The organism is Teichococcus aerofrigidensis, assembly GCF_054073225.1.
On the sequence record NZ_JBSXMU010000053.1, the window covers coordinates 1 to 25,233 of the forward strand.

The following is a 25,233-nucleotide window of genomic DNA, read 5'->3' on the forward strand; positions in this document are numbered from 1 at the left end:
CCCCGCTCAGGAGAACCGTCCTTGGCGCTCCTACACCACGCGTTGGGACACGACCTCATCGCGGGCGCCAGAAGCTGGACCCGCCGCCTCGGCGCTTGCGTTGATTGCCCATAAGCCAGGGCTATCGATCCGCATGCTGTCAGTTGGGGTGGGACTTTCCCATGCCGCGACCGTCCGCTTGGTGGACCGTTTGTCGACGGAGGGATTGGTCGAGCGGCGTGAGCATTCGACTGACGGGCGCACGCGGTCCCTCCATCTTACAGAGGCTGGCAAGGTCGCGAGCGATGCGGTCCTGGCCTCGCGAGACAAGGTGATCGCTGAGGGACTATCGATCCTCACCCCTACCGAGTTGGACGCTCTTTATAGCATTGCTGAACGCGTGCTGCGCGATCGCCTGGAAAACCTCGAGCATTCCTACCGCATCTGCCGCTTGTGCTGTTACGAGGGCTGCACGAATTGCCCGATCGATGCCGAGTTGCACGAGCGCGGCGTAGACCGCGAGAACGGCGGCGAGGCTTAGAGCTCCGGAAGTCGCAGGTTTCAGTGTTGAGCGATGAGATACGCCGCCAGAAACCCCACGACCGTGATCAGGCCTATGAACGGCGGCGCCTTCTCGAAAGCTTCGGGAATCATAGCCTCCGCCAGCATCGCGATGACCGCGCCGGCTGCGAACGACAGAATGGCAGGGGCTTGAGTGGACGCCGAGCCGAGCAGAAGGTTTCCCGTACCGGCGGCGATGCAGACAAGTAGCGGAATACCGATCCAGACCGCGTAGATATAGCTTCGCGATCGGCCCGCGACCTTCATTCCGGAAGTGCTCGATAGACCCTGTGGCACATTAGCCAAAAAGAAGCCTGCCACTACTGCAAGGCTGATCCTGCCTCCACCAGCCACGGACATCCCAATCACGAGGGCCTCTGGAATGCCGTCGAGGACGCTGCCAAGCGCAATCGCAGCACCGCTACCGCGGTGCTCCTGTTCAGTGGCCTGCTCGGTGCATTCACCGCATCGCTTTCGATGCTTCGCGCCCCTGCGAGAGAGAAACCAGTTTGTGCCGCTGAAGATTGCGGCCCCTGCGAGCAGCGCAAAGATCGCTAAGGGTCCCAGGCCAGCCGACACGCGATCACCGATGAGTTCGGTAGCGACCACGGCAATCAACACACCACCACCGAAGCCCATCACCGCTGAGATCATGCGGTGAGTGAGTCGCCCGTACAGCACGTCCGCAAGAACCGCCCCCACCAGAAGTCCGCTTCCTGACAAAAGCCCCCACAAGCCGGCGATTACGTATTCGGGTATCATCGCAAGAACCCGGCTGACCTAGCGACGCGGGGCGAGCGCCTTAGCGTCCGTATCGTTGATGACCGTCCCTGCGTGCTCATCGTTTCGCTCGGTCCAATCGCCAGGCCGGTCGCTCGAAGTGGCAGCTATAGCCGCCGGGTCGACGCTGGAGGTACTTCTGATGCTCTGGCTCGGCCTCCCAGAACGGCTCTTCCGGGTTGATCTCGGATACGACAGGTCCCGGCCAGCGCCCCGACGCTTCGATCTCGGCGATTGTCTCCAGAGCAACGTCCATCTGCTTCTCAGACGTGTAGAAAATCGCGGACCGATAGCTTGGTCCGACGTCGTTACCTTGTTGCTCGTATGTCGTCGGATCGTGGATTTGGAAGAAGAGTTCCAGGAGAGCACGATATGTCAGTATCGAAGGATCAAACGTGACCTCCACCGCTTCCGCATGACCATGGTGTCTCGTGTAAGTCGGGTCCGGCATTTCGCCGCCGATGTAGCCGACACGCGTCGTCACGACGCCCTTCGCGCGGCGAAGTAAATCTTCGAGGCCCCAGAAACACCCACCCGCAAGTATCGCTCGCTCGGTTCGCGTCGGCGTCTGGTCAGTAGTGGGCAGACTCTGCATTCGATCAACCTCCGCTCTGTGCACCACATCAGTTCGCCGGCGCCGCACCTGCAGGCTGCGCATCGCTCGAAAGTTCGGTCTGCACATCCGAGCCTCGGACGAGTGTCAGGTCGACCGGACACCGATCCGCGATTTCCAGAATGCGCGCCCGCTGTTCATCGCTGAGCGGCCCATCGAGAGAGACGGTGCGCGTGAAGCGGTCGGGAGGCATCATGTCCGCCACTTTCTCGTGTCGCACGGTCGTCGTCGCTCGCTCCAGCGGGAAGCCTTTGCGGTTCGCGTAAAGACGCATTGTCATCACCGTGCAGGCGGCCAGTCCGGCCGACACCAGTTCGTAAGGAGACAGGCCGCTGCCGAGACCTCCGACCGATTCTGGTTCATCGGCGAACAGCGTGTGCTCGCCACTACGGACCGTGAGTTGGAACTTCCCCGCCAACGTTTCCGACGCCACGACTCCATTCGCTAACTCGACTTGCGGAAGGTCCGCCGCGAGCGGCGGCAGGAAGCGGCTTGCCCACGCTGCGACCATAGCTGAGGCGTAGTTCGCATCTTCGACATCGGTGAGAAGGTGATCGGCCGTGTCGAGCGAAACAAAGCTCTTGGGATGGCGCGACGCGACGAAGATGCGCGAGGCGTGCTCGATACCCACGACTTGATCCACCGGTGAATGCATCACAAGCACCGGACGTCGAAGGGCAGCGATAGACCTCTCGATGTCCACTTCGTCGACCGTTTCAAGGAAACTGCGGCGGATCAGGAAGGGCCTGCCAGCAATCTCCACCGATGCCTCGCCCTCGCTCGCTATCGCGTCTAGGTCGGCAGGTTGAAAGACGCGCAATATATGCTGAAGATCAGCCGGGGCGCCGATCGTCACTACCGCTGCGATATCCGGCAAGTCGGCGGCGGCTACGATCGCAGCCGTGCCGCCCAGGCTGTGTCCGACAAGGAGGGAGGGGGCCTTACCGGCGACAGCCATGGCCTCCGCGGCGGCCTTAAGATCATCGACGTCGGAAGCGAAGCTTATCGCTTCATCCGCAGAACTCTCGATCCCGGTGCCGGCGAAGTCGAACCGCAAGACGCCGATGCCAGCCCGCGAGAGGGCGCGTGCGATGTACACGGCGGCGCGGCTGTCTTTCCCGCAAGTGAAGCAATGGGCGAAAATAGCCCAGCCGCGAGGCGTACCTTCGGGCGCCTCCAAATACCCGGCTAGATCAGAGCCTCCACCACCGGGAAACGTGAACGGTCTTCCTGTCATAAGCGTCGAGCCTCCCACGGCGACTTAGTGGGTGCACCGGAACCCTTGGGCCCTGGCGGAAGCGCCATCAGGCCCGGACTAGCCGTCCAAGACATTCTTTTTATATGCGTGGCGCATATAGACAAGCCCCTAAAGCGTGATTATATGCGTCGCGCATACTTCTGGTGGCGGTCGAAAAGACCGGTCCTGAAGCGGCATCATTCACGGCGTGCAGGCCGAAGGGCTATGGAACTCAATCAGGTCAGCTATTTCATCAACTTGGCCGAGACGCTGAATTTTACAGCAGCGGCGCGGTTGAGCGGTGTGTCCCAGCCAAGCCTGACACGCGCGATCCGCCGCTTGGAGGAAGAGCTCGGCGGTCCGCTCATTTATCGCGATGGGAAGAACAGCCGTCTCACCGGCCTTGGCCAGGACGTGGAGGCTGAGTTTCGGCGCATGTTAGTCGCGATGAAAAGTGTTCGGCATCATTCTGAAAACTGGGCCATGGGGAGGCACCGGGTGCTGGACGTCGCCGTCGCCCCGACCGTCGGGCCGAAGCTTTTTACAGCCTTCTTCGAAAGCGCGTTGGCAGAAGTGCCATCGATCGAGATCAAGATGCATTCGCTCGGGGCGAGTGAAGACACATCGGAGGTGCTGTCGGGCAAGTATCACGCATGCATCCTGCCGCGCGAGACGCGGCCGGACCGCAAGCTTGATGTGCGACCTCTGTTCCGTGAGCGCTTCGTACTCGGCTGTTCCGCGAAACACCCGCTCGCGGCGAGCGATATCGTGCGAGGCGAGGACTTGTTGGAGTTCCCGTTCGTTGATCGTCTGAAGTGTGAGTTTCGCGAGCAGATCCTAGACCATTTCGCACGACGGGAGGTACTGATGCGGCCGCGCTTCCGGGCCGATCGTGACGATTGGGTGCAACGGGTCGTCGCAGACGGCGAGGCCATATGCATCCTTCCGGAGCGGTCGGCTACAGCCCAAGGTTTGGTTACGCGTCCGATCGATGGGTTTGTCCTCGAGCGAGAGGTCGTGATCGCGACGGTCTCTGGCTCCACGGCGCCGGTTGAGATCAGGAAGATCGCGCAGATGGCGGCCAGATACGCGTGGAACTGAACGCCGCTGATCACAGCGGAGCTATCGAAACTATACGCACAGCGTATTGGATAAATATAATTGGCACTGCGATAGTCGAGGTGACCGTCAAGCAAGATAAGATGTCCGTAATGTGCCTTGGCCCTGAAACCAAGTATTGGAGACGATCATGAAGTTTGAAAAGTCTCAGGCAGCGATCGACCGCCTGACCCCCGAGCAACGCCGGATCACCCAGGAAGACGGCACGGAGCGAGCCTTCACCGGTGAATACAACGATAACAAAGAACCGGGCATCTACGTCGATGTCGTGTCCGGAGAGCCGCTTTTCGCATCGACGGACAAGTTCGAGTCGAAATCCGGCTGGCCCAGCTTCACCAAGCCCATCGTCCCCGCGCACGTGAACGAGGTGCGGGACAGTTCGCACGGCATGGTCCGGACGGAAGTTCGATCGGTCCATGGCGACAGCCATCTCGGCCACGTGTTCCCCGACGGTCCGGCCGACCGTGGCGGACTACGCTATTGCATTAACTCGGCCGCCCTTCGCTTCATCCCGCGCGATGAGATGGAAGCCGAGGGCTACGGCGAATATCTCGATCAGGTGGAGGAGGCGTAACATGCATCAGCGCGCTGTTCTCGCAGGCGGATGTTTTTGGGGCATGCAGGATCTGATCCGCAAGCAGCCCGGCATCGTGTCGACCCGCGTCGGATACACCGGTGGCGACGTCCCGAACGCCACCTATCGCAATCACGGTACTCACGCTGAAGGGATCGAGATCATTTTCGACCCGGCAGCGACAAGTTACCGTAACATCCTGGAATACTTCTTCCAGATCCACGACCCGACGACGAAAGATCGGCAAGGCAACGATCGCGGCCTCTCCTATCGATCCGGCATCTACTATGTGGACGATGAGCAGAAACGGGTCGCCGAGGAGACGATCGCCGACGTCGACGCCTCCGGACTGTGGGACGGCAAAGTCGTCACCGAAGTCGAGCCTGTCGGCGATTTCTGGGAAGCGGAGCCGGAGCACCAAGACTATCTCGAGAAGCGCCCGGGCGGTTACACGTGCCATTTCCCGCGCGCGAATTGGGTGCTCCCCAAGCGTCAAGACGCTGATGCTACCCAGCCTACCACCGGAGCGGCAGCAGAATAGCTGCAGCGCCTATCGCGACATAGCGCTCTGCATCGCAAGCAATGGGACCGCATCGGCGAACGATGCGGTCCTCGTACGGCCCCTCAAGCGGTCATGCCGCTTGCCGGCCATCGATTTGGTAGGATTGCCCCAGCATGCCAGACCTTTCGTCATATCCGATCACCAAGCGCTGGCCTGCCTCCAATCCCGATCTCCTGCAGTTCTATGCAGCGCCCACGCCCAACGGCGTCAAGGTCTCCATCATGCTCGAGGAGACCGGCCTGCCATACGAGCCCCACTTTATCGACATCAGCACAAACGAGGCCAAAGACCCCGCTTTCGTGTCGCTGAACCCAAACGGGCGGATCCCTGCGATCATCGATCCGTCAGGCCCCGATGGTGAGCCGCTCGGCGTTTGGGAGTCCGGTGCGATCCTCGTTTACCTCGCCGAGAAGACGGGCCGATTGATTCCACCGGGACAAGCCAGGCGTTATGAGGTGCTGAGTTGGGTATTCTTCCAGATGTCGGCGATCGGCCCGATGTTCGGTCAGCTGGGCTTCTTTCTGCGTTGGGGCGGAAAGGACTACGAGGACAAGCGGCCTCAGCAACGGTTCGCCGACGAGTCCAAGCGCCTGCTGGGGATCTTGGATCGCCAGCTGGATGGGCGCGAGTGGATCGTCGACGACTATTCCATCGCCGACATCGCGACGCTCGGCTGGGTCAATGCCCTGGTCAGCACCTATGACGCCGGCGACCTGTTGCGCATCGCCGAACACCGGAACGTCCGGGGTTGGTTGGATCGCGGCCTCGCTCGACCAGCCGTGCAGCGGGGCCTGGTCATCCCTGCGAGGCCCGCATGAGCGTCATCGCCGCTTACTATTACAACGAGGGTCGCCGCATCCGCGAAGTCGCTATCGACGAGCGGGTTGAGCTCGACAAGAACCGATCTGGCTTCTGCTGGATTGGGCTCAGCGAGCCTTCGGAAAGCGAACTCAGGGCGCTTCAGTCGACCTACAATCTGCATCCATTGGCGATTGATAACGCGATGCATCCGATGTGCCCGCCGAAGCTCGAAGTCTATAACGGCGAGCTTTACGTCGTCGCTCAGACGGCCGAGCTGGTTGGGGACCGCATACGCTACGGCAAGACCGCGATCTTCACTGGTCACAACCATCTGATCACCGTGCGTCACGGCAACGCCGGAGCGCTTGGCAATCTTCGCGAGCAGCTTGAGGGTTCGCCTGCTCAGTTTGGTAAGGGTGTCGACTACGTCCTGCATGCCATCCTTCACCGCATCGTCGATCAGTATCTGCCGATCTTCGAAATGATCGAGGACGACGTGCTCGCGATGGAGAGGCGATCGCTCGACGACTTCCTGGGGCGGGCGGAGGTCGCGCGCATCTTCGGCTTGCGATGCGAATTGACGCGTTTCCAGCGAACCCTTGGCGCTATGGCGGAACTGGTGCGCAAGCTCGTTCGCGGACATTTCCCGTGCATCAGCGCTGAGGTGCGGCCGTACTTCAACGATGTCGCCGACCATGTCGATCGGGTCCAGTCCATGGTCGATGGCCTCCTCCAGGTGCTGTCCACGGTCTTCGAATTCAGCAGCCTTCTTGAGGCGCAGAGGACAGGCGTCATCACGCGCCAGCTCGCTGCCTGGGCGGCGATCCTCGCGGTCCCTACGGCCATCGCGGGCATATATGGAATGAACTTCAGGAACATGCCGGAGCTGGACACAGCTTACGGCTATTTCGTCGTGCTCGGCCTAATGCTGACGTTCTGTCTTTTCCTGTTCGTCCGCTTCAAGCGAGCCAAGTGGCTATGATGGTGCTCCGCATCTTCAGTGCTGGTCGGTCGCGGAGCCAAAGCGCGCCTTCGGTCGGCGCGCAACCCCTACAATCCGAACTCGAGGTGCATTGATGACAACTCAAGTGAGAGACGTTCTGGACGCCGTACAGTCCTTCGTGGCTAAGGGCTATGACCGAGAGTACCGTGTGAAGGACGGCGCTCTTGTCGATCTCGAACTCGGATCGACCCTCGACGCGTGCAGCATTCGTGTCGATGCCGCATTACGCCTTGAGAGCGGCGATGGAGCCGAAGACGCTTCGAACATCTACGCCATCACAGATCCGGCGACCGAGCATAAAGGTCTGCTTATCGATGCCTTCGATGTGTTCGACGAGATATGTCACCGTGACCTGTCCGAACGGCTTCTTGAGCATCGTGAAACAGCTCCGGCCGGTGACGCCGACGTGCCGAGCAAGCATGGGCTGCGCAAAGTCTACAAAAGCGAGTTTGATCGCGACCCTGAGCGTTACGTTTTGCGGGAAGGCTTCCCTGACTTTCCGGCATGCCCGTTCGGGGGAGCCTTCAGCATCCTCGGCTTCGATACAGCAGAACAATCATACGTCTGGCTCGTGACGAGCATTATTCGGGATCCCCGGCTGATCAGGATTCCCTACCAGGGCGAAGACGTTATTACCGACGAATGATGTCGGCGGAGCGCGGGAAAACCCAGACCCCAACGATGGATGGGATGCCCCTTAAGGTCAAAAATAACGAGGCAGAGATGGACTGGAACAAGGACCATATTCGCGAGACAATGCTGTCGCTTGAAACCGCGGCGCTGCAAAGCGCTCGCAAGAAGTATCTGGATTACGTCTCCACCGCGCGCCTCGATCGCAGCGAGCCGATCGAGAACGACGAGCAGGCGCAAGCCGAGGTGGCGAGCGACTTTGCTGAGGCGCTCGATGACACTCTCGATGACTATGTTGATAAGCTCGACAAACTCCGGACAATCGATTTTGGACCAAAGTCAGAAGTCTCGGAAGGCGCCGTCGTCAAGCTGTCCGGTAAGCACTTCGTCATTTCGGTCTCGACTGGCAGGTTCATTTGTCATGGGCAGGAACTGATGGGCATCTCGACGATGGCCCCGATCTACGAGGCGATCGAAGGCGCGCGAGCCGGGGAAACGGTGCAGTTCAATGGCCGCGATTTGACCGTGGAGGCTGTTGCGTAGGCGGGACCCGCGGTCCTCGGATCGTGAGTGCGGGCCATCGACGTTCGCAGCCTTACTGGACGACCTCCGGCCTCCCCATTGCCGCTTCTCTCAGATGATCGGCACTTACGAGCTAAGCCACCCCAGACCTGCGTAGGCGAGCATTCCCAATACCATCGCCACGATGACCTGGTTCGTGGCGATCGCTGCACCCAGCGCGACACCGGCCGCGATCCAGGTTGGAGGTGGCTGACCGATCAACGACGACGCGACCAAGCTGACCACGATCAGCCCAGGCAACTCGTCCAGAACCCAAGCCTGCCTGGAAACCCTAATTCGTTCACCGGCAATCAATCCGGCGACCCGGATCGCAAACGCAGCCACAACGAGCAAACTGACAACAACCCAGTGCGAAGCGCTCATCGGGCTGCCGCCTCGATCCTGCGCTTCAAGAAGGTCACCACCAAGCCGAAGAATGCGCCGACGATGATCCCGTAAGCTTTGGGCATGCCGAGCGAGATGACGGCCATGGTCGCTGCCGCGGCCATGGTCCATGGCAGAACTTGGGAACGTCCCCGCCACAGACCTCGCGCCATCGCAATGAAGGCCGCCGTGAACGCGAAGCTCAGGCCAAAGCGTCCGAGATCGGGCAGCGCGGCGCCAAGCAAGGCCCCGAGCGTCGTGGAGGCTGTCCACATGGAGATGTTCACCAGCCCTGAGCCTATGAGGAATGGTGCTCCGACATCGGGGGACTTCGCCCGCTCGGACATCGTCAAAGCCCAGTTCTCGTCGCCAGTAATGTGGATGGCGAAGAGCTTCTTCCTCAGCGACAAGCCGGCCAACACCTCGGATAAAGAGGCGATGATGCCGACATAGCGCAGGTTGAGCGACGCACCGGCCAGAACCGCGCCCAACACGACACCTGTGGAAGCGAACTGCTCAACCGCGATGATTTGCGAAGAGCCCGCATGGGTAGAGGCGCTCATGATCGCGACGCCCCACCACGGGAAACCTACCTGTACGGCCAGGAAACCAAAGGCCAAGCCGTACACGCTGGCCCCCAAGGCCAACGGGAGGATGGCGATCGCCCCCCGTTTAGCCTCGTATGCGTTTCTCGCGGCTAGAGCGTTCACGCTCTCATCCATGACACGTTCCGCCTTGTTCTCAGCCAGGCTCCTCTAACAGCCGACTGGCAATCCTTCGGTCGTCGGCATAGGCGTCTCAGCGGCGCTGATCCGCCGGGGTTCGTATCATCGCGTCGAGCGACCCGGTGATCATCGCCGTGCTCGGGCAGCGTGTTGCTCTCGTCTTGACCGAGCGGTCTGAGTGCCTGCGGACACCGGCCAAGACCGCCAGGGCAGTCAGCAGTGCCGCTGCGTAGAGGAACAGGCCGCCAGGGCCGAGGAGGTCCATCACCAGGCCTCCGATGAGCGGCCCGGCGGCGGTTCCGATCCCGTTGAGTAGGAGAAGTCCGCGAGCGGTCCCCAGCAGCCGACCCGCAGGAAGGTCGTCATTCGCAACGGCAAGGCATAGCGAATAGATGGGAATACCGAAGCCGCCGAACAGCGCGCCCGCCGCAAGTAGCACAGGCAGAGGCGCCTCCGCAGCCAGCGCTACGCCGATCGCAGCCGCCGCGGAAGCCAGGGCGGCGCCGGCAATGACGAGTGTCCGCGACACGCGGTCCGATAGCCATCCCAATGGCCACTGCAGCACGAGCGTTCCACCAAGGACCGCAGCCATGAACGCAGAAATGCCGCCCACATCGAGGCCAATCCTCTGCGCAAAATTGGGGCCTAGTCCCCAGAAGCCGCCGATGGCCAGGCCGGCTAGGAAAACGCCGACCGACGGAAGGGGCGAAATTGCAACGAGATCGCGAAAGGCGACGGGCTCCTGTTGAACCTCGGCCGGGGGATGACTGGGCAGTAGCGTGACGGGGACGACGGCCGCAGATATCAGCAGCGAGACGAACAGGAATAGCGTCACGTCTGTAGGCGGCGCGATGTTGAGCAGCGCTTGACCAAGGGCCCATGAACCCATCGAAACAACGCCGAAGATCGACAAAAGCTGACCGCGCGTGGATTGAATCGCGTGCGCGTTGAGCCAACTCTCAGTCGCTAGGATCATGCCTGCATAGGCGAAGCCGGTCACAAGGCGAAGCGGCATCCATACGTTTGCCTCCACGAATGCGACATGAAGAAGAGCCGTCATTGAAGCCATCGCGGCGAAGCCAGCGAAAGTCCTCACATGGCCCACGGACACGATCATCTTGGGCAGCGTGAGAGCGCCAATGGTGAAGCCCGCAAAGTATAGGGACATCATCGCGCTGATCGTTTGAGCTGAAAAGCCTTCCTCCCCAGCCCTCACGATCAGGAGCGTACCCAGTAGACCATTGCCCAAGAGCAACGTGGCGACGCTCAACAATAGCGCTGCGACCGGCGCCAAAACGAGCCCCCGCGCGCAGGCCGCCTTCACGCTGTTCATCGCCTGACTCATTTCCGAGCCTGGCGCGGAGGCTGATACGCCGCAGAACTGATGAACTGATCAAAGGCTTCGCACCAGATGACAACGGCGCTGTAGTCGCGAACGTCGATGTCGGCGGGCACCTCCATAATGAAGCCGTTGAACGTCCTCACATCGCCGACCCGGGCCGACGCGTCCTTGATCGCGAGGAACGCTTCCTCGGTCTCGACGAAGTGCGGGGCGAGATAAAGCTTGTAGTCCGGCCCGGGAGAGAGACGGCCGATGTGTGCGATCCGGTGAGGCAGGATCTGCACTTCGCCTTCACCCCAGTGCAGCAGGTCGCTGCCGGCTAGATCACGAGAAAGCTTTCCCGAATAGAGCGCCTCAGGCGTCGAACTCCTCAACGCAGCTTCAGTGGGCGACGCCGGCGCGGTGAGGATAGGCAGCGTGTAGATGCCGGCAGCAAAGCCTGTGATGCCAACGACGAAGTGGGTGCAGGCTAGAATAAGCCACCGTGGCATGTTTCACGAGCTCTCCAAATTTGCCACCAAACGATCCGCGTCCAGGTGGAAATCCGAAAAGACGATGCGACCGTCGGCATTGATGACCGTGAACCACGGCGTTCCCCGTGTCCGGTAATCCTCCATGAACGTTGGAAACGCAGCACCAGGCGGCGGTTCGTCGTGCCCGAAGGCGACGGGGAGACGGTACTCCACCTGATTGATGCGCAACTTGTCGAATGTATTTTCGTGCGCTCCTTCGAAGACCGTCTGGATCACTGCGAATCCGACGCCTCTGGACTCCAGCGCACCATGCAATTTCTGCAGTGTGGGAAACCCATGCAGATGGCAGCCCCTGCACCAGTGCTGAAACGCGAAAAGGATCTTCGGCCCTACGCCAAGATCCGATAGCTTGATCGGCGTCTGGAGGTCGCTTCCATCCACGGCGATCCACCGATGAATGCGAAGCTCTGGCGCTTGACGATCGGCCGCGCTCATCCCTCTCTCCGAACACGAAGCATGTGCCCGACGTGCAGCGAAAACTCGCGAGCGCAGGGGAACTGCTATACTTCACCGCCCCACGGCCCGAGCGTCAAATAGTCGATAAGACCAAAATCTTGTCTCGACTATACCCGACGAGGCCACGAGTTTACGTGGATGACTATGAATTCCAACGCCGGTCTTTTCCAATAGCGGCGTGACATAGTTTCTATGTCCTAGGCGGGAGCAAATTTAGCGTCCGTTCGACCCTTGCGGCGCCAGAAGCTGCACGTTGGAGGCCACAGGCAGCGCGCGCTTATGCGCGGTGGCTCGGTACGCTCTTTGGATCGTCTCGACCGCCGCCTGGGCCACACCCCTTCCTTCGAGGTAATCGTCTATCTCATCATAGGTCACGCCGTAGGCGTCTTCGTCGGGGTGTAACGGCATCGCGTCATCCAAATCTGCCGTGGGAACCTTACTGATCAGTTCCGCCGGGGCGCCCAGATGAGACGCGATCGCGCGAACGCGCCGCTTATTGAGACCGGCGAGAGGGAGAACATCGGCCGCGCCATCGCCGAACTTTGTGAAGAAACCCATCACCGCTTCGGCTGCATGGTCCGTGCCAATCACAAGGCCGCCCAGGGTCCCCGCGAGAGCAAACTGGGCGACCATCCGTTGGCGTGCCTTGATGTTCCCGAGCACCGTACTGCGCAGGCCGGGGTCGGCGGACTCGTAATTGGAGCCTGTCATCTCGCTCCACAGCGCGTCGGTCGCGGGCTTTATATTGATCACCGCAACGCGGTCGGGCCTGATGGCTGACAAGGCAAGCTGAGCATCGCGCTCGTCCATCTGTTCGCCATAGGGCAGCCGCACCGCTACAAACTCGCATTCGTACCCGATCTGACGCAGATCCTTCACGGCCGATTGCGCGATTAGGCCCGCCGTCAGGGAATCGACGCCGCCGCTGATTCCAAGCACATACGCTCGCTGCCCCGACGACCTCAGATAGTCGCGGAGGAAGGCGGCGCGTTCTGCCGCCTCGCGTCGGGCATCGAACGACGCCGAAACGCCGAGCGCTGCGATAATCTCGTCTTGGATGGGAATGACGACCTCCTGGGCACGCCGCAGTCGCATGCTGGCGACCTCACCTCGCGAAGCTTCTCTGTCCCACGAGCCATAACGCTCACGCAACACCGATTCAAAGCTATCGAAACTATAGCGACAGGGCATTGGGAAAGCAGTCTGATATAAAGCTATAGTCGAGGCGGGATTATCGCGAGTCATAGTGATGAATTGCGTGTCTCTACTGATTTAACACCCGGTTGTCTGAACATCAGCTTTGCGATCCGCTCGATATCTTTCCTTTGCGAGGGTCATCTACGCATTAGCCTGAGATGAAGTCGGTCGGTCTGTCGTGACGAGCAAGGGGGTTCGGCATGGTCACCAGAGGTTTCACCGGCCGCGGTTCAGACGGCGACCACGAGGGCCGTATTCCGCCAGGTCAACATCTCGTGGAGAACTTTCCCGTTCTTACCGCTGGGCCAACGCCTCGTATCGAGACGTCCGACTGGAAGTTCACGGTCAAGATCGGTCCGAGACCCGTGAAGGTCTGGAGTTGGAGTGAATTCAACGCCCTTCCAAAGACCAAAGTGACCAAAGACATTCACTGCGTCACGTCCTGGTCCAAGCTCGACACGAAGTGGGAAGGCGTGCTGATCGAGGACATCCTCGCTGACGCTGAAGTTAAACAGCCAACAGACTTCGTTCTCGCGCACTGCTACGATGGCTATTCGACGAATGTTCCGCTCGCGGACATGTTGTCCGGCAAAGCTATGGTCGCGCTGAGCTACGCGGGCCAGCCGCTTCCCCGCGACCATGGCGGACCGGCGCGCCTTCTTGTTCCGCATCTCTACTTCTGGAAGTCCGCCAAGTGGGTGAATGCGCTGCAGTTCACCACTCGCGACGAGGCCGGGTTCTGGGAGTTGCGCGGTTATCACATCTACGGTGATCCGTGGCGCGAGCAACGGTACACCCATGACTGAGTTCGATGCGCAACCCGCGTCGTGGCAGTCAGGCGTGATCGACGAAATCGTCCAACAGACACCGAGTATCAAGAGCTTTTTCCTGCGATTGCAGGAACCATTCGTCCATACAGCAGGCCAGCACGTCGACGTCCGGCTGACCGCCCCAGACGGCTATCAGGCGATGCGCAGTTATTCGATCGCATCGTCGGCGGGCTCTTCACCGATCCTGGAACTCGCCATCGAGCGCCTGCCGAATGGCGAAGTTTCGCCATTCTTCCACGACGTCGCCGCAGCCGGCGACGAGATCGAACTCAGGGGACCGCTTGGAGGCCACTTTCTTTGGCCCGAGCCTACCGACAAGCCGGTGCTGCTGATCGGCGCAGGTTCAGGCGTGGTGCCGCTGATGGCGATGATCCGGCAGCGTCGGGCATCGGCACAGGCCGTTCCAGTCGCTCTGCTCTTGTCGGCGCGAACCGCTGAGGACGTGCTCTTCTCCAGCGAACTCCACTCAATCGAGATGAGCGATCCCACGTTCATCTTGACGCTCGCGATTACGCGAGAAGCGCCAAAGCGCGCCTCGGACTATGGCCGACGGATCGACGATGGGATGGTCCAGGCGACAATCGCACGTCTCGGTCGCGACCCGGGCCACGTGTTCGTTTGCGGGTCGAACGGTTTCGTCAACATCGCGACGGACGGCGCATTGTCGGCAGGGCTGGGCGTCTCGATCATCAAGACCGAGCGCTACGGTGGGTAGGGGCGGCCAGATGATCGCATCCCATCACGCGGGAGCGCCCAGCTCAAGCTCTGTCCGGGAAAGGCTTCGCCCATGACCATCATGGCCCGTCAATTTCACCTTAAAAGTCGTCCCGAAGGGCTACCGCAGGCCAACAACTTCGAACTCGTCGAGCAGGATCTCCCCGCGCCAGAGCGAGGACAACTGCTCGTCGCCAACCGGTGGCTCTCCGTTGACCCTTACATGCGCGGCCGCATGACCGGTCGAGAAAGCTATATGCCGCCCTTCCAAGTTGGCGAGCCTCTGGATGGCGCCGCGATCGGCGTCATAGTCGAAAGCAAGGATGAACGGTTCAGCCCTGGCGAGGTCGTGAGCCACTTTGCCGGCTGGCGCGACCGCGCGATCATCGACGCCGCATCCGCTACTAGGATCGATACGACGATTCCAGAGCAGGCGTATCTGGGCCCGCTCGGTTTCCCAGGCTTCGCCGCCTACATCGGCATGCTCCAGATCGGAAAGCCGCGAGCTGGCGAAACTGTGTTCGTGTCAGCAGCAGCGGGTTCTGTCGGATCGCTCGCTGTCCAAATCGCAAAGATCAAGGAATGCCGAGTCGTTGCGTCCGCGGGCGGCGAGGACAAATTGCGTTGGCTGCGCGAGGAAGCAGGCGCTGATGCCACGATAAACTACAAGAATACGGACGACATGGTCGCAGCACTTCGCGAAGCTGCGCCTAAGGGTGTCGACATCTATTTCGACAACGTCGGTGGCACGCACCTGGAAGCGGCGCTTGAGGCGGCCAATGACTTCGCACGCTTCGCTCTGTGCGGAATGATCGAGCAATACAACAGCGAGCCGGTCGGTCCCCGCAATATCTATGCGGTTATTGAGAAGAGCCTCCTGCTGCAAGGCTTCGTCACCATCCACAACATGTCGGTTTGGGAGGATTTCCAGCGCGACGTCACCCGGTGGATCGCCGATGGGAAGGTCAAATGGCAGGAGACGGTTGTTCACGGCCTCGAGAGAACCCCGTCGGCGTTCCTCGATCTCTTCGCCGGAAAAAACATCGGAAAGATGGTTATCGACCTCAGGGATGGGGAGACGCCCTGACGGGCGGCGCCTGCCGTCAGCGGACCGCACCACGCCACCTCGTCTAATTAGAATCTTTTGCTTTGGGAGATCACCGTGAGCCGCTTCGCTGAACCAGTTTTCATAGCCGCAGGCTTGCGGACACCATTCGGCCGTGGCGGAGGAGCGCTGGCAAATTATGACGCGGCCTCATTGTCAGTGCCAGTCGTCCAAGAAATGGCGAAGCTTGCGGAGCCCGATCTGACGATCTGGGGAACCGTCATCCCGAACCTGGGCTGGAGCAATATCGCTCGCGAAATCTGGCTGGACGCGAAGCTCAACCCCAACGTTCCAGCATTCTCCGTAGTCCTAGCGTGCTCGACCAGCATGACCGCGAGCTTCGCCGCAGCCGGGATGCTCGGCGGCGGGCTCAACCTGATACTGGTCGGCGGGTCTGAGGTCATGAGCCGACCATCGCTCGCTCTCACCGCTGAGGCATCTAAACGACTCACCGATCTCTTCGCGCAGGATCCGGCCGCAGCACTTGCCGCCCTGGGGGCGTTGACCCCTCAAGACTATGTGCTCCCCACGAAGGGCTGGGCCAACCGCCTTACGGGCAGGACGATGGGCGATCACATGGAGGAGACCGCCAAGGCGTGGCGCATCTCGCGTGAGGCTCAGGATGACTGGGCTCTAAAAAGCCACCAGCGCGCCGTCGCCGGCTGGAACGGCGGCTTCTTCGATGACCTCGTGATCTCGTTGCCGGAGCTTTCCCGCGATGCGAACCCGCGCGCGGACACATCCGCCGAACGTCTATCCGGTTTGAAGCCCGCCTTCGATCGTGAGAGCGGAATGGGTAGCCTGACAGCCGGCAACAGCTCCCCCATCACGGATGGGGCGGCCGGCTGTTGGGTGTCCAACGAGGAGGGTCTGAAGAGGCTGCCCGATGGCACGCCCTATGCGCGGATAATCGACTACGAAGTCTCGGCGGTCGACCTGCGCACGGAGGGGCTGCTGATGGCGCCGTCATATGCCGTTCCACGACTTCTCGCGCGCCATCACCTTGGCTTCGCCGACATCGCACTTTGGGAAATCCACGAGGCCTTCGCGGCACAGGTGCTGGCCAACGTCGCGGCCATCACCGATCCGAACTGGGTCCGAGAGAAGGCCCGTGTTTCGGCTGAGATGGGCAACTTCGATTGGGATCGCGTCAATCCGAACGGCGGCTCGGTAGCCATCGGACATCCCTTCGGCGCGACCGGCGCGCGTGATCTCAGCCAAGCTGTGAAAGAGCTGTGGGCCATGCCGGTCGGATCTCGAGGGATCGTCAGCATCTGCGCCGATGGTGGTCAAGGCACTGTCGCCCTCCTCGAACGCATCTGATCGGAGGACAAAAAAATGAAGGCGATCCGCTTCCATGAGTTCGGCGCTCCCGATGTTCTTCGCTATGAGGACGCGCTGACACCTGTGATAAAGCCGGGAGAGGTGCTCGTCCGTGTACAAGCGGCAGGCCTCAACCCGCCCGACTGGTATCTCCGCGAGGGATACAAGGCTCTGCCGCCCGAGTGGCGGCCGTCGGTGACATTCCCCGCCATACCGGGCTCGGATGTGTCCGGGATCGTCGAGAAGGTCGCCGACGATGTGACCGCGTTCTCGCCGGGCGATGAAGTTTTCGGAATGATCCGCTTTCCCAGCTTCGGCGAGAGCCTGGGATACGCCGAGTATGTTTCCGCGCCTGCTTCCGACCTTGCGGCCAAGCCCCGACACCTGGACCACATTCATGCAGCCGCCGTTCCCATGTCGGGGCTGACCGCTTGGCAGTTCCTGATCGAGCTAGGCCATAACGAGCAGAACCCGCTGCAGTCCGAGCGCCACAGCCCGGTCCCGTTGGCTGGGAAGAGCGTTATGATCAACGGCGCTGCAGGGGGTGTCGGTCATCTGGCATTGCAGTTGGCAAAGCACGAAGGCGCGCGTGTCATCGCTGTCGCTTCAACCCGGCACGAAGCGTTCCTCCGCGAACTGGGTGCCGACGAGTTCATCGACTACACGAAGACCAAACCCGAAGACGATGTGCGAGACATCGATCTTGTCGTCGATGCCGTCGGCGGTCCGACCTTCGGCCGCTTCCTTCGGACCATACGTCGGGGCGGAGCGCTGTTCCCGATTTTTCCCCTTGGCTTTGCCGGACATGATGAAGCTGCCGACCGGGGAGTGACCGTTTCGGCGACGCAGGTGCGTTCCAGTGGCGACCAGTTGGCCCAGCTAGCTCGCTTGCTCGACAGCGGCGCGGTTCGCGTCGCCGTCGACAGCACATACCCCCTTTCCGAAGCGGCCGCCGCTCACGAACGCGCAGAGGCAGGCCATATCCAGGGCAAGATCGTCCTCGCCGTCGGTAACCCCATCGCCGATCAGAGCGGCCAAGCGGGCGTGCCGTCATCGCAGTGGCCGCCCCGCATGAGGGGGCACTGACATGACGCGGGAAACGCCGATGATCGGCCACGCTCGACCTTCGAGGCATCATCCAGGAGAACTGCGGTGAGCCTGAGCGCTGACAGAACCGATTTCGGGGCGGCACAGCGGGTGCGGGCGCTTGCAGACCTCATGGTGCTCGACACACCGGATGAGCAAGCCTTCGACGATCTCGTTTTTGTCGCCGCAAAGGCCTGTGACGTTCCCATCGCGCTCATCACCCTGCTGGATACTGACCGGCAATGGTTCAAAGCCAAGTACGGGCTTGAGGTATGCGAGACGGAGATCGAACACTCGGTCTGTCGGATCGAGATCGATCAGGGCGATCTTCTCGAGATCGTCGATCTCACAAATGATGCGCGGACCAAGCGCAATCCGCTCGTCACAGGCGCCCGGCACTTTCGCGCCTACGCTGGCGCACCGCTCGTCCTGCGATCCGGAGCGATCGTAGGTCGCCTGTGCGTCATCGATACCGTTCCGCGGCCTGAAGGGCTCAGCGAGATGGAAAAGGCGATGCTGCAGGCGCTCGCCCGTCTCGCCAGCGAAAATCTCGAACTCCGCCGGATCGCAACGGCGAGCGAGCGCCTCACAGCCTTGCAGACCGCCCTGGTCGAAATCGGCGAAACCATTCGGAGCAGCCACGATACCGCAGGGATGGCTTCGGCGACCGCCGCCATCGTCGGCCGAGCGCTCTCCGCAGACCGAGCCGGGTTCGGATCCGTCAACGAGGACGTCGATACGATTGACGTCGAAACCGATTGGACGGCGCCGGGGGCCGTGAGCATTGCCGGGCGCCACCGTCTCGACGAGTATGGGAGCTTGCGCGAGCCGCTCGTCGTTGGCGACCCGCTCGTCGTTTGGGACGCCCTGACCGACGATCGCACTCTGCACAATCTCGAGAGCGCAATGCGGGTCGGCGTTCGGTCGTTGGTCGATATGCCGGTTCGAGATCGTGGCAAAACCATCGCCGTCTTCTTCGTTCATTCGGCGCATCCCCGACCTTGGCCCGCAGAGGAAATCTCGTTCCTGCGAAGTGCGGCGGACCGGCTTGAGGCAGGCGTCGCGAGGCATCGTACCGAGCAGCAGCAACTCATAGTGAACGGCGAAATTGCTCACCGCCTGAAGAACATGCTCACCATGGTTCAGGCCATCGCCAGCCAAACGCTGCGAAGCGTCACCGATCGCGAAGCGGTCTACGCCTTCGAGCGTCGGCTGATGGCTCTGAGCGCGGCGCACGACGCCTTGCTTCAAAAGAGTTGGACACAAGCTGATCTACAAGCTGTCGCAGCGACAGTGATCGACGCGATCGGGTTCTCAGATCGGGTCGACATGAGTGGGCCGGCGGTGGCGCTGGGGCCACGAGCGGCGCTCTCGTTCTCCCTCATCGTCCACGAGTTACTGACCAACGCCTGCAAATACGGCGCGCTGACCAGTGACGATGGCCACGTCTCGCTGTCGTGGGAAGTCGAGGTCGGCCTGGACGACGACCTTCTCCGCGTGAAATGGTGAGAACGGGGTGGGCCTCCGGTTGTGCCGCCAACTCGCCGAGGCTTTGGATCGAAGCTGATCAACATCGGCCTGGTCGGCACCGGGGGCGTCGATGTTCGCTACGAGCCCGCCGGGTTAACGGCCGATCTGCACGCCTCCATGCGTCACCTGGTTCAAGGTTGATGGGAGTATGGGTGGAATGGTGAAACCCGTGGTGCTCGTCGTCGAAGACGAACCACTTCTCCGTCTGTTTGCGACGGACATGATCGAGGAGGCAGGTTTCGAAGTCTTGCAGGCGCCGAATGCATCCGCCGCGCTTATGACCTTGGAGGAACGACTGGATGTGCGCGTCGTGTTCACGGACGTGAACATGCCCGGCGGGATCGATGGCATCATGCTCGCCATTTGCATCCGCCGGCGGTGGCCGACCATCCAGATCATCATCACGTCCGGGAGGCCTTGGCCGGTCGAGGCCGTCGTTCCAGCGGACGTTGTGTTCTTCGCCAAGCCATACCGGCAAGACCGGGTTTTGGACACGGTCCGGAAGATGGCGGCGTGATGGCCAGCGCCTCAAACAACTCGGACGCCAGAGCGGTGAGGTCCACGAGTGCACCTTCGAAATCGAGCTTCTCTACCCGGGGGCGCAAGCCTTTGCCTTCACCTTCGGATGACCCCCGCGAATCCGGCCGGCCCGTCATCCCTCAACGATTGGAGACACAACATGAAGCCTGAGGTTCTCATCTACACCACGAGTTGGTGCCCGTTCTGCCGCCGCGCGAAGGCGCTCCTTCAAGAGAAGGGCGTGGCATTCACCGAGCTTGATATCGAAGCCGATCCTGCACACCGGAAGGCGATGATCGAGTCGTCGGGGCGAAGCACCGTGCCGCAGATCTTCATCAACGAGACGCATGTCGGCGGCTCCGACGATCTCGCTGCGCTCGATGCAGATGGCTCGCTCGACAAGCTGCTTGCCGGACAAACTCCGGCAAACTGATTTGTCCCGCCAGATAGGGCCACTGGTCGATGCAAGTGGCTGAAAATTAAAAGAGGAGTCCGGTTTGGTCTCAGCAGTTTGGAACGATGCCACCCTCGCGGTCAGCGACGAGACTATGGTCGTGGATGGAAACCATTATTTCCCGCCTCAATCGGTTGACCGGCAGTATCTGGCACCGAGCGAGCACACGTCTGTCTGTCCCGTGAAGGGGACGGCGCAATACTTTCATCTCCAGGTCGGCGACCGGCGCAATGCAAACGCCGCCTGGACCTACGCCGACCCTTCTCCGGCGGCGCACTCCATCAAGGATCACATCGCCTTCTGGAAAGGCGTCAACGTCGCTTAGCCGTCAGCCCGCCATTAGACTTCAGAAAGGAACCGCCGATGTCGAAAGTTTTGGACGGCAAAGTCGCTATCATCACGGGTGGCTCTCGGGGCCTTGGCGCCGTGCTGGCGGCGACGCTCGCCGATCAGGGAGCCGATATTGCTATCACCTACGCTGCTTCGGCCGATAAAGCCGAGTCCGTCGCCGAGGTGGTGAGGGCCAAAGGCGTTCGCGCTCTCGCGATCCGATGCGATCAAGCGGATACGTCCGCCGCCCAGCCCATGGTCGAGCAGGTCGTAGCTGAACTCGGCAAGCTCGACATCTTGATCAACAACGCCGCAATCGCCGTCCAAGGAAAATTGGTCGACGATCCGACGCTCGATTCCGCTGCGTTCGACAGGCAGTGGATGGTAAATGTGCTTGGGACCGTGGCGATCACGCGTGCGGCGGCGCAGAAAATCTCTGACGGTGGCCGCATTGTCTTCATCGGTTCCGGCCTGGGCACCCGAGCGATCGTGCCGGGAATTGCCGACTACGCAGGAACCAAGGCAGCAATCGCAGGATATGCCCGCGGGGTGCAACGTGATCTTGGCCCACGCAACATTACCGTCAACGTCGTCCAACCTGGCATCATGCCGACCGACATGACCGGGGAAGTCGCTGAGAATTTTCCGCAGGCCGTCATCGATATGCATCCCATCCGTCGGATCGCCACGATTGAAGAAGTGGCGGGCGCCGTCAGTTACCTCGTTAGTCCCGCTGCAAGCTACACAGCTGGCGCGGTGATAGATGTGTCAGGGGGCGTCCTGGTCTGAATCGATGCGCGACGGGCGTGTCACGCGGATAACTGAAGGACGATCGCTTCCGCGCCTCAGCGCTCCGTTGAATTCCGGGCAGCAGATCGGCTGATCCTGCAGGGCCCATTATTCTCGAAGCCACAGCGGATAATGCTTCCGCATTTCAGGAGTTCATAGAGTGCCGAATGCAGAGCTGACCCAAGAGCGCATCGCCGTCGCCACCGACTATTTCCGGAAAATCGACAGTGGCGATCCCACCATTCTCGACATTCTGACTGACGATGTCGTGACGTACTTCCCGAAGTTCGGAGTTGGATATGGCAAAGCCGAATTCATGGAAGTCGCCAAGGGTCTGTTGGGGTCGCTTCAGCGGATCGAGCACGATTTCGATCGCATGACCTTCCACGTAGCCCGCGACCACGTGATCGTGGAAGGCTTTGAAGGTGGCGTTATGGCTGACGGCACGGCGTGGCCGGTTGAAGGCCGATCCGAAGGCCGTTTCGCCAACGTATTCGAGTTCGACGGCGCGCTTATCAAGCGTGTTTTCATCTACGTAGACCCGGACTTCGCTAGCGCTAATGACGCGGGGTTTCTTTGGGGCCGCAACGTCAGACTGACGCGATGACTCCAATCGCATGGCGCGGCACTCACGTTCGCAGGGCGAAGGCCGATTGGCGGTGATGCAGAATGGACCATCCAGAATTCGATACGGCTTTCGAGCGTCTGCCTGAGGGGTATAGCGAAGGCGCTTACGAAGGCAGGCGTTTCGGCGTGACGGTTCGTCGGTCGGAGGATGGACGGAGGAACAGCCTTTTTGCTCGAGAACTAGCCGGGAACGACATCGTCAGCTTCAATCTGTATCGCGTTGCTTCGGGCAGTGCGTCGCTGAAGCCGTGCGAGATGTCCTCGGAGAAGGTTATCGCTTTCGTATTGGGCTATCAGCCGAATGCCTGATGAGCATGTGGGGTTCGCTGCCTTCCCATGTTCCCGTGCCGCTCCAAGCGCCCTTCTGGTCGCCAGAACTATCGAAACTATAGACACAAGCCATTGGACTTCGATCTGAGGTAAATTCATCCTCTATACCTCAGCGTGCCAGAGAATCGGCGCTGATCTTTTGCGCAAGCCATCATCGAGGAAGTTCACGCGATGACAAACTCCAGTGCTGCAACCGTGCCTTCACCATCTGACCTCGACGAGAACGCGACCATGACGGTTGCCGACGCGCTGAAGATAATATTGGCGAACAGCTATGCGGTCTACCTCAAGACAAAGAACTTTCACTGGCATGTCTCGGGCCCGTACTTCAGGGACTACCATCTCCTTCTCGATGAGCAAGCTGCGGAAATCCTCGCAGCGACCGATGCGATGGCGGAGCGCGCCCGGAAGACCGGAAATACGACCATACGATCGATCGGCGATATCGCCCGCCACCAGACGATCAAGGACAACGACGCTGAGTTCGTCACGCCGCAGGACATGCTGGCGGAGCTGCGCGCCGATAATCTTCACATGGTCGAGTCGCTGCGCCGCGCAAAGGAAGTCGCCGACGAGGCGAAGGACAACGCGACCTCCGGCCTGATCGATACCTGGACCGACGAAGCGGAACGCCGAGCGTGGTTCCTTTTCGAAGTCAGCCGATAGGTCTGCTGCTCAACGGATCGGATCGTTTCATGGCGCCTAACGATGTGCAGACCCAGTTCCTTCAGACAGAGGGCGGTAGGATAGCCTTCGACGATACGGGTGGAACCGGACCTCTCGTCGTAGGCATCCCAGGAATGGGAGACCTGCGCTCCGAGTATCGGCTCATCAAGCCCATGCTGCAGCATGCGGGATGCCGAGTGGTGACGATGGACGTCCGCGGATTCGGCCAATCGTCGCCGGAGTGGTCGGATTACTCCGCGCGAGCGGTCGGCCGTGACGCCGTCGCCATCCTCCGACAGTTGGCTGACGGGCCAGCCGTGATCATGGGCAACTCGTTCGCAGCCGGCTCCGCGCTTTGGGCTGCCAAGGAAGCTCCTAGTCACGTCAACGGGGTGGTGCTGCTCGGTCCGATCGTTCGCGATCTTCCCCTCACGACGATCCAGAAACTTGTCCTTGGGCTCGGATTCGCGGGGCCATGGCGAACCTGGTTCTGGACCACTTACTGGAGCAGCCTATTCCCGACGAAACCGGCGCCGGATCATGCTGAGGTAAAAGCGGCGATTGCTGCAAACCTCAGGGAGCCAAAGCGCATGCAGGCTCTCTTGACGATGCTCTCATTGTCGAAGTCCGACACCGCAGCGATCTTGGACGAGATCTCTGTGCCGAGCCTCATCGTCATGGGCACAAAGGATCCCGACTTCACGGACCCTGTCGAAGAAGCCCGGAGCTTGGCTTCGAGGCTCCATGCCGAAACCATGATTGTCGAGGGCGCTGGACACTACCCTCATGTCGAAATGGCGAACGATGTCGGACAGCGGATCATCGCGTTCGTCCGCCAGCTCGATAAGTCTGGCCCGGCCGTTGTGCCTTTGCGCAGGAGTTAAGTATGGCAAAGGTTGGCTTTGGAGGAGGTTGCCACTGGTGCACCGAGGGCGTTTTCCAAGCGTTGCGTGGCGTCACGCAGGTCGAGCAGGGTTTCCTACAATCGGCCGCCCCGGCGAACACCTGGGCTGAGGGGGTGGTCGTGACGTTCGAACCCTCCGTTATCGGGCTGGGGACACTGTCCGAGGTGCACCTGCGCACACACTCCGCTACACGTGCCCGCTCGGTTGAAAACAAATACCGAAGCGCGATCTATATCTTCGACGAGAGTCAGCGGGTCGAAGCCGAAGAGGCGATACGCGGACTCGCTGAGGAGGCCGGCAAGCCGGTCCACACCCTCATCCTGCCGTTCGTGGGCTTCAAGGCTTCGGACGAGAGATACCAGAACTATTATCGCACCGACCCAAACAGACCCTTTTGTCGTCGATACATCGATCCCAAGCTCGACTTCATCCGCAAGCATTTTTCGGAGAACGCGCTTCCCGAGTAGCCACGGCTGTATCGGCATCTGTCAGAACGACCGAACTGCCAACAACTTCGAGCGAAAGATCGATGGTACCTTTTCTGAGAAGCCGCCGTCCGCGCTGCTTCCTATTTTTTTTAAAACGATGGCCAGCAGGATTCACGGACGCATCTAAAGACGTGAACGCTTGAACACTGGGATGGATCGGGATCGATCCTCGTCCAAGGTTTTCAGCCATCTCTGGCGAGGCACGACCCGCTCTAACCTCGTTTCCAAGCCGTCGAGGAAGGGGTGCCACACGCTATGAGTCTCTGCCAGGAAGATTGCGGTTCCACGGCGATGGCTGATCGTGAGGCAACGCGTCTCGTCGTAGTGCTGCTGCCCATAGAAAGCGGCGACCGTAGTAACGTCCTGCCAACCGAAGGCCACTCGATCGACGCCGTCGAAGGAAACCAGCTTGTCGCCATCGACGGCTAGGCCGCGTGGACGAACCGGCACAGGGGGGATTCCCCCGAGGCGGATGACGTG

Annotated in this window: 34 protein-coding genes; 24 read left to right on the forward strand and 10 right to left on the reverse strand. The window is 60.8% G+C overall.

The genetic code is table 11. The annotated features are described in order from the left end of the window. Positions 1–520, forward strand: a 520-nt coding sequence (locus ACVMLK_RS12420; protein WP_457486564.1) for a MarR family winged helix-turn-helix transcriptional regulator, incomplete at its 5' end; no start/stop codon positions are given. A gap of 20 nt (positions 521–540) precedes the next feature. Here ACVMLK_RS12420 and ACVMLK_RS12425 read toward each other — a convergent pair. The 3 genes from ACVMLK_RS12425 to ACVMLK_RS12435 all read right to left on the reverse strand — a co-directional run bounded on the left by ACVMLK_RS12425 (position 541) and on the right by ACVMLK_RS12435 (position 3,113). Then, on the reverse strand, positions 541–1,302 hold the full coding sequence (locus ACVMLK_RS12425; protein WP_029660571.1) for a ZIP family metal transporter: 762 nt from the start codon (positions 1,300–1,302) through the stop codon (positions 541–543). Positions 1,303–1,378: 76 nt separating this feature from the next. Beyond that, on the reverse strand, positions 1,379–1,915 hold the full coding sequence (gene msrA, locus ACVMLK_RS12430) for a peptide-methionine (S)-S-oxide reductase MsrA (protein WP_029660570.1): 537 nt from the start codon (positions 1,913–1,915) through the stop codon (positions 1,379–1,381). Between the two features lie 28 nt (positions 1,916–1,943). After that, a complete protein-coding gene (locus tag ACVMLK_RS12435) occupies positions 1,944–3,113 on the reverse strand; it encodes a bifunctional alpha/beta hydrolase/OsmC family protein (protein WP_455566088.1) in 1,170 nt (389 codons plus the stop codon). Positions 3,114–3,395: 282 nt separating this feature from the next. Between ACVMLK_RS12435 and ACVMLK_RS12440 the strand changes: the two genes are divergently transcribed. The 7 genes from ACVMLK_RS12440 (at position 3,396) to ACVMLK_RS12470 (ending at position 8,402) form a co-directional block, all read left to right on the forward strand. Then, positions 3,396–4,271 (forward strand): LysR family transcriptional regulator, encoded by an 876-nt coding sequence (locus tag ACVMLK_RS12440; protein WP_024350805.1) that lies wholly within the window; start codon positions 3,396–3,398, stop codon positions 4,269–4,271. A 136-nt stretch (positions 4,272–4,407) separates the two neighbouring features. Next, the gene (msrB, locus tag ACVMLK_RS12445) at positions 4,408–4,863 is read left to right on the forward strand and encodes a peptide-methionine (R)-S-oxide reductase MsrB (protein WP_457486565.1); all 456 of its coding nucleotides are present in this window, start codon (positions 4,408–4,410) and stop codon (positions 4,861–4,863) included. 1 nt (position 4,864) lies between these two features. Beyond that, complete coding sequence (msrA, locus tag ACVMLK_RS12450) at positions 4,865–5,404, forward strand: peptide-methionine (S)-S-oxide reductase MsrA (RefSeq protein WP_024350803.1); 540 nt, start codon at positions 4,865–4,867, stop codon at positions 5,402–5,404. 134 nt (positions 5,405–5,538) lie between these two features. Beyond that, positions 5,539–6,243 (forward strand): glutathione S-transferase N-terminal domain-containing protein, encoded by a 705-nt coding sequence (locus ACVMLK_RS12455; RefSeq protein ID WP_024350802.1) that lies wholly within the window; start codon positions 5,539–5,541, stop codon positions 6,241–6,243. Further along, positions 6,240–7,208 carry a magnesium and cobalt transport protein CorA gene (locus ACVMLK_RS12460; protein ID WP_024350801.1) on the forward strand — a complete coding sequence of 323 codons (969 nt, stop codon included), beginning with the start codon at positions 6,240–6,242 and terminating at the stop codon, positions 7,206–7,208. Before ACVMLK_RS12455 ends, ACVMLK_RS12460 begins: the two co-directional genes overlap by 4 nt. Positions 7,209–7,302: 94 nt before the next feature. Further along, complete coding sequence (locus tag ACVMLK_RS12465) at positions 7,303–7,875, forward strand: hypothetical protein (RefSeq protein ID WP_024350800.1); 573 nt, start codon at positions 7,303–7,305, stop codon at positions 7,873–7,875. Next, positions 7,872–8,402 (forward strand): hypothetical protein, encoded by a 531-nt coding sequence (locus tag ACVMLK_RS12470; RefSeq protein WP_244648934.1) that lies wholly within the window; start codon positions 7,872–7,874, stop codon positions 8,400–8,402. The genes ACVMLK_RS12465 and ACVMLK_RS12470 overlap by 4 nt, the downstream gene beginning before the upstream one ends. Positions 8,403–8,507: 105 nt before the next feature. Here the strand turns inward: ACVMLK_RS12470 and ACVMLK_RS12475 are convergent, their stop codons facing one another. The 6 genes from ACVMLK_RS12475 to nadE all read right to left on the reverse strand — a co-directional run bounded on the left by ACVMLK_RS12475 (position 8,508) and on the right by nadE (position 12,955). Continuing rightward, positions 8,508–8,804, reverse strand: coding sequence for an AzlD domain-containing protein (locus ACVMLK_RS12475; RefSeq protein ID WP_024350798.1), 297 nt, complete (start codon positions 8,802–8,804; stop codon positions 8,508–8,510). Next, positions 8,801–9,526, reverse strand: a complete 726-nt coding sequence (locus ACVMLK_RS12480) for an AzlC family ABC transporter permease (RefSeq protein ID WP_024350797.1) — start codon at positions 9,524–9,526, stop codon at positions 8,801–8,803. Before ACVMLK_RS12480 ends, ACVMLK_RS12475 begins: the two co-directional genes overlap by 4 nt. 76 nt (positions 9,527–9,602) lie before the next feature. After that, positions 9,603–10,862 (reverse strand): MFS transporter, encoded by a 1,260-nt coding sequence (locus tag ACVMLK_RS12485; RefSeq protein ID WP_024350796.1) that lies wholly within the window; start codon positions 10,860–10,862, stop codon positions 9,603–9,605. Positions 10,863–10,870: 8 nt separating this feature from the next. Continuing rightward, positions 10,871–11,362: a DM13 domain-containing protein gene (locus ACVMLK_RS12490; protein ID WP_024350795.1), complete on the reverse strand. Its 492-nt coding sequence runs from the start codon at positions 11,360–11,362 to the stop codon at positions 10,871–10,873. A 3-nt stretch (positions 11,363–11,365) separates the two neighbouring features. Beyond that, positions 11,366–11,839, reverse strand: coding sequence for a peroxiredoxin family protein (locus ACVMLK_RS12495; protein WP_024350794.1), 474 nt, complete (start codon positions 11,837–11,839; stop codon positions 11,366–11,368). A gap of 234 nt (positions 11,840–12,073) precedes the next feature. After that, entirely contained in the window at positions 12,074–12,955 is an 882-nt protein-coding gene (nadE, locus tag ACVMLK_RS12500) for an ammonia-dependent NAD(+) synthetase (protein ID WP_051141593.1), read from the reverse strand. A 302-nt stretch (positions 12,956–13,257) separates the two neighbouring features. Between nadE and ACVMLK_RS12505 the strand changes: the two genes are divergently transcribed. The 16 genes from ACVMLK_RS12505 (at position 13,258) to ACVMLK_RS12580 (ending at position 24,732) form a co-directional block, all read left to right on the forward strand. After that, positions 13,258–13,863: a sulfite oxidase-like oxidoreductase gene (locus ACVMLK_RS12505; RefSeq protein ID WP_457486566.1), complete on the forward strand. Its 606-nt coding sequence runs from the start codon at positions 13,258–13,260 to the stop codon at positions 13,861–13,863. Next, positions 13,856–14,602 carry a ferredoxin reductase gene (locus tag ACVMLK_RS12510; protein WP_024350791.1) on the forward strand — a complete coding sequence of 249 codons (747 nt, stop codon included), beginning with the start codon at positions 13,856–13,858 and terminating at the stop codon, positions 14,600–14,602. Before ACVMLK_RS12505 ends, ACVMLK_RS12510 begins: the two co-directional genes overlap by 8 nt. 72 nt (positions 14,603–14,674) lie before the next feature. Next, on the forward strand, positions 14,675–15,688 hold the full coding sequence (locus tag ACVMLK_RS12515) for an NADP-dependent oxidoreductase (RefSeq protein WP_024350790.1): 1,014 nt from the start codon (positions 14,675–14,677) through the stop codon (positions 15,686–15,688). Between the two features lie 75 nt (positions 15,689–15,763). Then, positions 15,764–17,029: a thiolase family protein gene (locus ACVMLK_RS12520; RefSeq protein WP_024350789.1), complete on the forward strand. Its 1,266-nt coding sequence runs from the start codon at positions 15,764–15,766 to the stop codon at positions 17,027–17,029. A 15-nt stretch (positions 17,030–17,044) separates the two neighbouring features. Then, the gene (locus ACVMLK_RS12525; protein ID WP_457486567.1) at positions 17,045–18,115 is read left to right on the forward strand and encodes an NADP-dependent oxidoreductase; all 1,071 of its coding nucleotides are present in this window, start codon (positions 17,045–17,047) and stop codon (positions 18,113–18,115) included. A gap of 66 nt (positions 18,116–18,181) precedes the next feature. Further along, entirely contained in the window at positions 18,182–19,624 is a 1,443-nt protein-coding gene (locus tag ACVMLK_RS12530) for a sensor histidine kinase (protein ID WP_051141592.1), read from the forward strand. A gap of 178 nt (positions 19,625–19,802) precedes the next feature. Next, on the forward strand, positions 19,803–20,162 hold the full coding sequence (locus tag ACVMLK_RS12535) for a response regulator (protein WP_035449975.1): 360 nt from the start codon (positions 19,803–19,805) through the stop codon (positions 20,160–20,162). After that, complete coding sequence (locus ACVMLK_RS12540) at positions 20,095–20,274, forward strand: hypothetical protein (protein WP_081651911.1); 180 nt, start codon at positions 20,095–20,097, stop codon at positions 20,272–20,274. The genes ACVMLK_RS12535 and ACVMLK_RS12540 overlap by 68 nt, the downstream gene beginning before the upstream one ends. Beyond that, the gene (gene grxC, locus ACVMLK_RS12545) at positions 20,271–20,597 is read left to right on the forward strand and encodes a glutaredoxin 3 (RefSeq protein ID WP_457486568.1); all 327 of its coding nucleotides are present in this window, start codon (positions 20,271–20,273) and stop codon (positions 20,595–20,597) included. The genes ACVMLK_RS12540 and grxC overlap by 4 nt, the downstream gene beginning before the upstream one ends. 64 nt (positions 20,598–20,661) lie before the next feature. Beyond that, complete coding sequence (locus tag ACVMLK_RS12550) at positions 20,662–20,943, forward strand: DUF427 domain-containing protein (protein ID WP_024350785.1); 282 nt, start codon at positions 20,662–20,664, stop codon at positions 20,941–20,943. 38 nt (positions 20,944–20,981) lie between these two features. Continuing rightward, positions 20,982–21,737 (forward strand): SDR family NAD(P)-dependent oxidoreductase, encoded by a 756-nt coding sequence (locus ACVMLK_RS12555; RefSeq protein ID WP_024350784.1) that lies wholly within the window; start codon positions 20,982–20,984, stop codon positions 21,735–21,737. Positions 21,738–21,897: 160 nt separating this feature from the next. Continuing rightward, the gene (locus tag ACVMLK_RS12560) at positions 21,898–22,344 is read left to right on the forward strand and encodes a nuclear transport factor 2 family protein (RefSeq protein ID WP_201767728.1); all 447 of its coding nucleotides are present in this window, start codon (positions 21,898–21,900) and stop codon (positions 22,342–22,344) included. A gap of 62 nt (positions 22,345–22,406) precedes the next feature. Continuing rightward, positions 22,407–22,673 (forward strand): hypothetical protein, encoded by a 267-nt coding sequence (locus tag ACVMLK_RS12565; RefSeq protein ID WP_024588016.1) that lies wholly within the window; start codon positions 22,407–22,409, stop codon positions 22,671–22,673. A 192-nt stretch (positions 22,674–22,865) separates the two neighbouring features. Then, entirely contained in the window at positions 22,866–23,360 is a 495-nt protein-coding gene (locus tag ACVMLK_RS12570; protein WP_024350782.1) for a Dps family protein, read from the forward strand. Between the two features lie 29 nt (positions 23,361–23,389). After that, entirely contained in the window at positions 23,390–24,244 is an 855-nt protein-coding gene (locus ACVMLK_RS12575) for an alpha/beta fold hydrolase (protein WP_024350781.1), read from the forward strand. Between the two features lie 2 nt (positions 24,245–24,246). Further along, positions 24,247–24,732 (forward strand): peptide-methionine (S)-S-oxide reductase, encoded by a 486-nt coding sequence (locus ACVMLK_RS12580; protein WP_024350780.1) that lies wholly within the window; start codon positions 24,247–24,249, stop codon positions 24,730–24,732. A 144-nt stretch (positions 24,733–24,876) separates the two neighbouring features. Here the strand turns inward: ACVMLK_RS12580 and ACVMLK_RS12585 are convergent. Further along, positions 24,877–25,233 (reverse strand): hypothetical protein (locus tag ACVMLK_RS12585; RefSeq protein ID WP_457486569.1); only part of this gene is annotated, 357 nt, incomplete at its 5' end.